Raw genomic sequence first — 6359 nt, 5'->3', positions numbered from 1 at the left:
GGTATACTTGTCTGCTCTTTTATCGCTTCAATGGCTACTTTGGCCTTAAAGGATGCGCTGAATTTTCTTCTTGATGTTTTCATATTGACAGGGTTAAAATTACAACTTAATTTCCTGTCCTAAATTTGGGGAGTATTATAGGCAATGCGGTTGGAAATTGTGTTTTAAAAAATTAATGTGAAAGCATAATTATTTTAAAAAAGCAATCGAGCGTATTGGCGTGCGGCAATTTTACATAACGGCTAATTATAGCTACAAACAGCAGAATGTTTCTTATTTAGTACTAAACCCAAGAGCCTAATGTTTAATGACCCAAGTACTACAGTTTATTGTTTGTACAAGATGTTACCCTCAATTTAAATTCTAGAACATGGCAATACACTTAATAATTACTTGTAACCACTTATGAATAATTGTTTAAAACCATTATTATCTTCACAAATAATAATTTAAAATCTGGAATTCACTTTAAATAGAAGTAATTCGCAATTTAAAAACTGGAACTTTAAAAATTAATTCATCAATCTATAATCATTGGGGGTTGTTCCTGTAACTTTTTTAAACATTTTACTAAAGTGTTGAGGGTATTTAAAACCTAGTTCATAAGCTATCTCAGAGATACTTTTGGAGGGATCAAAAATGCGTTCCTTAGCAATGCTAATTAATTTTAGCTGTATATGTTCCTGAGGAGATTTTCCTGTTTCTTTTTTTATCATATCTCCTAAATAATTAGGGGAGATAAACAATTGTTCTGCACAATAGGCAACGGAAGGTAAGCCAAGTTTTTCAGCCTTGTCGGAATGAAAATAGTCGTTTAGCAGTTTCTCAAAACGAGCTATAATATCTTGGTTCGCATTGGTTCGAGTAATAAACTGCCGATCGTAAAACCGCACACAATAATTTAAAAACAACTCGATATTAGAGATGACCAAACTCTTGGTGTGTTTATCTATAAGTTGCTCTAATTCATGGTTTACCTTTGCATAAACATCTTTAATCATATCCCTTTCGGGTATAGAAAGGTGCAAAGCTTCATTTACTTCGTAATTAAAAAAAGTATATTCCTGCATACGCTGACCAAGCGAAGTTCCAAGAATAAAATCTGGATGAAAAACCATAGCAAAGCCTTTCGGTTGGTAATATTCTGGTTTATTTTCACCGATAACCTGTCCCGGGGCTAAAAACACAAGGGTTCCCTCTTCATAATCGTAATAATTACAGCCATAGCGGAGATCCCCACATTTTATTTCTTTAAAAAAGATTACATAAAAATTATATCGAAAACGGGTAAATTGTCTTAGTTCGGCTTTAGATAAATCTATAATCCCAACCAGTGGATGCAAAGCTTTGTTATTGTTAAAATCGCAGTATTGTTTTATCGTATTGAAGGTGATGATATCTTCCATATTTATAATTTTTTGTTAAAGATACTGCTTGTTATTCATTTAAAATCAACTAGATAGTGTAAAACAGTAATCCGTGTTAGTATAACAGTAATTGGTATACGTAAACAGGCTTAATGTGTTCGGATATTTGCAATGAATACAAACAATACTATCGAAATTACAAACATAAAATAAATAAGACATGCATATTTCTAAAATTTTAACGGTATTTTCTATCTTCTTTTTGGCGGTGGGAAGTACTCAGTCTCTAAATGCTTGCGAAGGAATTTTATCTCAAGAGACGCTTACCGAAAAAGAGAAATCATTGGTATTGGTAGCATCTTATACAGCAAAAGGGGATCTAAAGAAACTAGAGAAAGTGCTTAACGATGGTTTGGATAATGGCTTAACAGTAAATCAAATAAAGGAGGCAATAGTCCATTTATATGCCTACTGTGGTTTTCCAAGAAGTATAAGGGGATTGCAAACTTTTATTAAAGTGCTAGACGATAGAAAGGCAAAAGGAATTGAAGATGTATGGGGGACAGAAGCCTCTCCAATAACAGATAGTAGAGATAAATACGCGAGAGGAAAAACGAACCTTGACAAATTGGTGGGTACAACACTCGATGGGCCTAAAAAAGGATATGCTAAATTTTCTCCTGAGATTGAAATCTTTTTAAAAGAACATTTGTTTGCAGACCTTTTTGAACGTGATGTACTTACCTATAAAGAAAGAGAACTGGTAACTATTTCTGTTATTGCCAGTATACAAAAAGCGGAACCCATGTTGCGCTCACATATGAATATTTGTTTAATCCAAGGTTGGACAGCAGAGCAACTTCAAGATTTTACTAAAATAATTAAGCAACATGTTGGCAGGCAAGAAGGAACAGCTGCAGAAACAGTATTGAAGGAATTATTACAATCTAAAGAATAATAAGTAATGGAAGCCCATAATGGGCATTTAATAGGTATTGACCAATATCTCCTATAAATAATTAAATTATTGGAAAAGAATTAATTATGAAAATTTAAATAGATGAAAAGAATAGAATTATTGATTTTTATAAGCTTACTAACCGTAAATTATAGTATCATGGCACAAAGTACTGTAGAAGTAGCTCCGCTTCAAGAAACATATAAACAAAATCCATTTACATTAGTGTATGCAGGGGCAATTACAGAAAATGTAAAAGGAAAAGTAAATATCCATCCTGTAACCTATAAGTTAAATGGATTAGAGATAGCTGCTAATGTTTATACGCCTGCTAATTATAATCCAGAGAATACGTATTTGGCTATTACAGTTGCGCACCCTAATGGTGGGATTAAAGAGCAAACAGCTGGATTGTATGCTCAACATTTGGCCGAAGCTGGCTTTATAACTATTGCTGCAGATGCTGCCTACCAAGGAGCAAGTGGAGGAGAACCTCGCCATACGGATAACCCATATTATCGTACGGAAGATATTCAAGGTATGGCCGATTTTATAGCTCAATTCCCTGGAGTTGATCCTGATCGCATTGGTGCTTTTGGGATTTGTGGAGGAGGTGGATATACGCTAAAAGCGACGCAATCTGATAAGCGTTTCAAAGCGGTTGCTACCTTGAGCATGTTTAATTCTGGAGAAGTAAGACGTAACGGATTTCAGAATTCTCAGTTAAACACTATTCAAGAGCGTTTAAAACAAGCTAGTGATGCTCGTGCTCAAGAAGCTGCCGGAGGAGAAATTATTTATGCAGGTGTTGCAAGCGTTACTGATAAGGAAATAACAGCTACTAAAACAGATTTATACAGAGAAGGGTATGAATATTATTATAGAACGCATGCACATCCAAACTCTACCTTTTTATACACTAGGAGTAGTTTACTTAAACTTATGACTTGGGATGCGGCTACCGATATGGATTTAATTAATCAGCCTTTATTAATGATAGCGGGTAGTAAAGCAGATACTAAATATATGACAGATGAAGCATTTGCAAAAGCTTCCAATGCAAAAGACAAAGAGTTATTCCTTATTGATGGTGCTACACATATAGAAACTTATTGGAAACCAGAATATGTAAAGCAAGCCGTAACTAAGTTGGTGGATTTTTACCAAGAGTATCTTTAAGAATGAAAATGAAGTAAAAATAAAAAGAATAACATGTATAATATAACATTAAATAATGGAGTTGAAATGCCTATTTTGGGTTTTGGAGTTTTCCAAATTCCTGACCCATTAGAATGTGAGAATTCGGTAATAAAGGCCATTGAAACTGGATATCGTTTAATCGATACAGCAGCTTCTTATATGAATGAAGAGGCCGTTGGTAAAGGCATTATAAACAGTGGAATTAATAGGGAAGAACTTTTTATAACGACAAAACTTTGGGTGCAAGATACGGGCTATGAAAATACGAAGGTGGCTTTTCAAAAATCATTGGAAAGATTGCAGTTGGATTATTTGGATTTATATTTAATCCATCAGCCATATGGAGATGTATTTGGTTCTTGGAGAGCTATGCAAGAATTGTATCATGAAGGTAAAATAAAGGCTATTGGAGTTGCAAATTTTCACCCTGATAGAATTATAGACTTAATTGTGAATAGTGGTTTTACACCAGCTATTAATCAAGTTGAAACACATCCGTTTCATCAGCAAATCCATACACAAGAATTCTTTCAAAAAAACAATACACAAATTCAATCGTGGGGGCCGTTTGCAGAAGGGAAAAATAATATTTTTCACAATGAAATATTGTCTACTATCGGTATTAAATACAATAAATCTGTAGCCCAGGTAATTCTTCGTTGGTTATTACAAAGAGATATTGTTGCGATTCCAAAAACAGTAAGAAAAGAACGTATGAAAGAGAATTTCAATGTCTTTGATTTTGAACTTTCTGCTGAAGATATGGCAAGTATCCAATCTTTAGATACCCAAGAAAGTTTGTTTTTTGATCATAGAGACCCCGAGAAAGTACAATGGTTAAGTGAAAGAAAATTGAATATTTAAACAAAAAAAAATGAAAATAAAATCAATTTTAGTAGCATGTATCCTTGTAGGATTAGCATCCTGCGGTAACCCTAATGATAAAAATACTGAAGATACAGTTTTACTTTATCCAAAAGGAGAAAAGATTACAAATAATAATTTTAAAGGTACTGCCTGGCTAACTTTTTTGGTAAAAGCAGATAGCATAAACCGAAATGGAGTTGGAAATGTTACGTTTGAACCTGGAGCACGCTCCAATTGGCATATGCATCCAAGCGGGCAAATTTTATTGGCAACTGGCGGTGTTGGGTATTATCAGGAAAAAGGGAGTCCAAAAAGAATATTACGTAAAGGAGACGTGGTAAAATGTCCAGCCAATACGCCTCATTGGCATGGCGCAAGTGCTGATAAAGAATTTATACAGATAGCCATTACAGGAAGAGAAAAAGGACCTACACAATGGTTAGCACCTGTAACAGATGAAGAATATTTAGCAGGCGATAAATAAAAAGAAAAACATGAAAAAAAGAATATTAGGAACTAATGGCTTGGAAGTTTCGGCTCTAGGCTTAGGATGTATGGGACTTAGCTTTGGTTATGGTCCTGCTACCGATAAAAACCAAGCAATTAAATTGATCCGTGAAGCATATGAACAAGGCGTTACCTTTTTTGATACTGCTGAAGCATATGGAGCAGCAAACGAGCAACTTGTTGGGGAGGCATTAGCTCCTTTTCGTAAAGAAGTGGTAATTGCTACTAAATTCGGATTTAAAAACGGCGATTCAAGTCAAGGGCAAGACAGTCGCCCAGAAAGGATTCGAGAAGTAGCCGAGAAATCTTTAAAACATTTAAAAACCGATGTCATCGATTTATTCTACCAACACCGGGTGGATACCAATGTACCCATGGAAGATGTAGCTGGGACGGTAAAAGATTTAATACAAGAAGGAAAAGTAAAACATTTTGGACTTTCGGAAGCCAGTGTAGCTTCCATTAGACAAGCACATGCAATACAGCCGGTTACGGCCTTACAAAGTGAATATTCGCTTTGGTGGCGTGAGCCTGAAAAAGAGATTCTCCCAACATTAGAAGAATTAGGAATCGGTTTTGTGCCTTTTAGTCCCCTAGGGAAAGGCTTTCTTACTGGAAAAATTAATTCGGAGACTGCATTTGATAAAAGTGATTTTAGAAACATAGTTCCACGTTTTAGTGAAGAAAACCGAAAAGCCAATCAAGCATTGGTAGATTTATTGGGAAAAATAGCAAATGATAAAAATGCAACACCAGCACAAATTGCTTTAGGATGGTTACTTGCACAAAAACCGTGGATAGCACCCATTCCTGGAACTACAAAATCACATCGATTAACAGAGAATATTGGTGCAGCGGCCATTAATTTATCATCAGAAGCTATTCTTGAAATAGATAATGCCTTTGCCAAAGTAGAAGTACAAGGAGATCGCTATCCAAAACATTTGCAGGAACGCGTAGGAAAATAATAAACAAATATCACCAAACTTTAAAATCAAAATCATTATGAAAACATTTATTGTTACCCTATTCTTAATTATTGCTAGTACACCAATTCTAGCACAAAATGCTCTAGAAGCAGAAGTAAAAGAACTCTCCAAAGAAAAATGGCAATGGATGGCCGATAAGAATGTGGAGGAACTAACCAAACTTTTTCATAAAGACGCACAATTTGTCCACATGGGAGGTGCTTGGGGAACAGATAGAGAACTTGCCATTATAGAAAGCGGAGGTATTTGGTATAAAAAAGCAGACATCCACGAAGTAACTATTGATATAATAGGAGAAGATACCGCCATTGTTTTAAACCGAATAACCTTATTGGCAGAAGTTGGCGGCAACGAAGTCACCAATCCGTTTATGGTAACCGAGGTTTATAAAATGATTGATGGGAATTGGAAATTAGCCAATTTATCTTTTGTAAAACTAATGGAGCGACCAGGGAATTAATTAAAAAATAG

The 6359-nt window shown here is 35.0% G+C and carries 7 protein-coding genes; 6 read left to right on the top strand and 1 reads right to left on the bottom strand.

The window, feature by feature from the left end; all coding sequences use genetic code 11:
- Positions 1 to 512: 512 nt before the first annotated feature.
- Positions 513 to 1406, bottom strand: a complete 894-nt coding sequence (locus tag AC13CQ_RS15395) for a helix-turn-helix domain-containing protein (RefSeq protein WP_008614916.1) — start codon at positions 1404 to 1406, stop codon at positions 513 to 515.
- Positions 1407 to 1587: 181 nt separating this feature from the next.
- Here AC13CQ_RS15395 and AC13CQ_RS15390 point away from each other — a divergent pair, with 181 nt between their 5' ends.
- The 6 genes from AC13CQ_RS15390 to AC13CQ_RS15365 all read left to right on the top strand — a co-directional run bounded on the left by AC13CQ_RS15390 (position 1588) and on the right by AC13CQ_RS15365 (position 6348).
- Positions 1588 to 2325 (top strand): carboxymuconolactone decarboxylase family protein, encoded by a 738-nt coding sequence (locus AC13CQ_RS15390; protein ID WP_008614915.1) that lies wholly within the window; start codon positions 1588 to 1590, stop codon positions 2323 to 2325.
- Between the two features lie 102 nt (positions 2326 to 2427).
- Entirely contained in the window at positions 2428 to 3504 is a 1077-nt protein-coding gene (locus AC13CQ_RS15385) for an alpha/beta hydrolase (RefSeq protein WP_008614914.1), read from the top strand.
- Between the two features lie 33 nt (positions 3505 to 3537).
- Positions 3538 to 4389, top strand: a complete 852-nt coding sequence (locus tag AC13CQ_RS15380; protein ID WP_008614908.1) for an aldo/keto reductase — start codon at positions 3538 to 3540, stop codon at positions 4387 to 4389.
- Positions 4390 to 4399: 10 nt separating this feature from the next.
- Positions 4400 to 4876, top strand: a complete 477-nt coding sequence (locus tag AC13CQ_RS15375; protein WP_008614907.1) for a cupin domain-containing protein — start codon at positions 4400 to 4402, stop codon at positions 4874 to 4876.
- A gap of 10 nt (positions 4877 to 4886) precedes the next feature.
- Positions 4887 to 5867: an aldo/keto reductase gene (locus AC13CQ_RS15370; protein WP_008614906.1), complete on the top strand. Its 981-nt coding sequence runs from the start codon at positions 4887 to 4889 to the stop codon at positions 5865 to 5867.
- Between the two features lie 37 nt (positions 5868 to 5904).
- Positions 5905 to 6348: a nuclear transport factor 2 family protein gene (locus AC13CQ_RS15365; protein WP_008614904.1), complete on the top strand. Its 444-nt coding sequence runs from the start codon at positions 5905 to 5907 to the stop codon at positions 6346 to 6348.
- Positions 6349 to 6359: the final 11 nt, after the last annotated feature.

The organism is Galbibacter sp. L-19 (assembly GCF_056857615.1).
The sequence above is the reverse complement of the archived record's forward strand: the minus strand, read 5'-3'. Positions and strand labels throughout refer to the sequence as shown.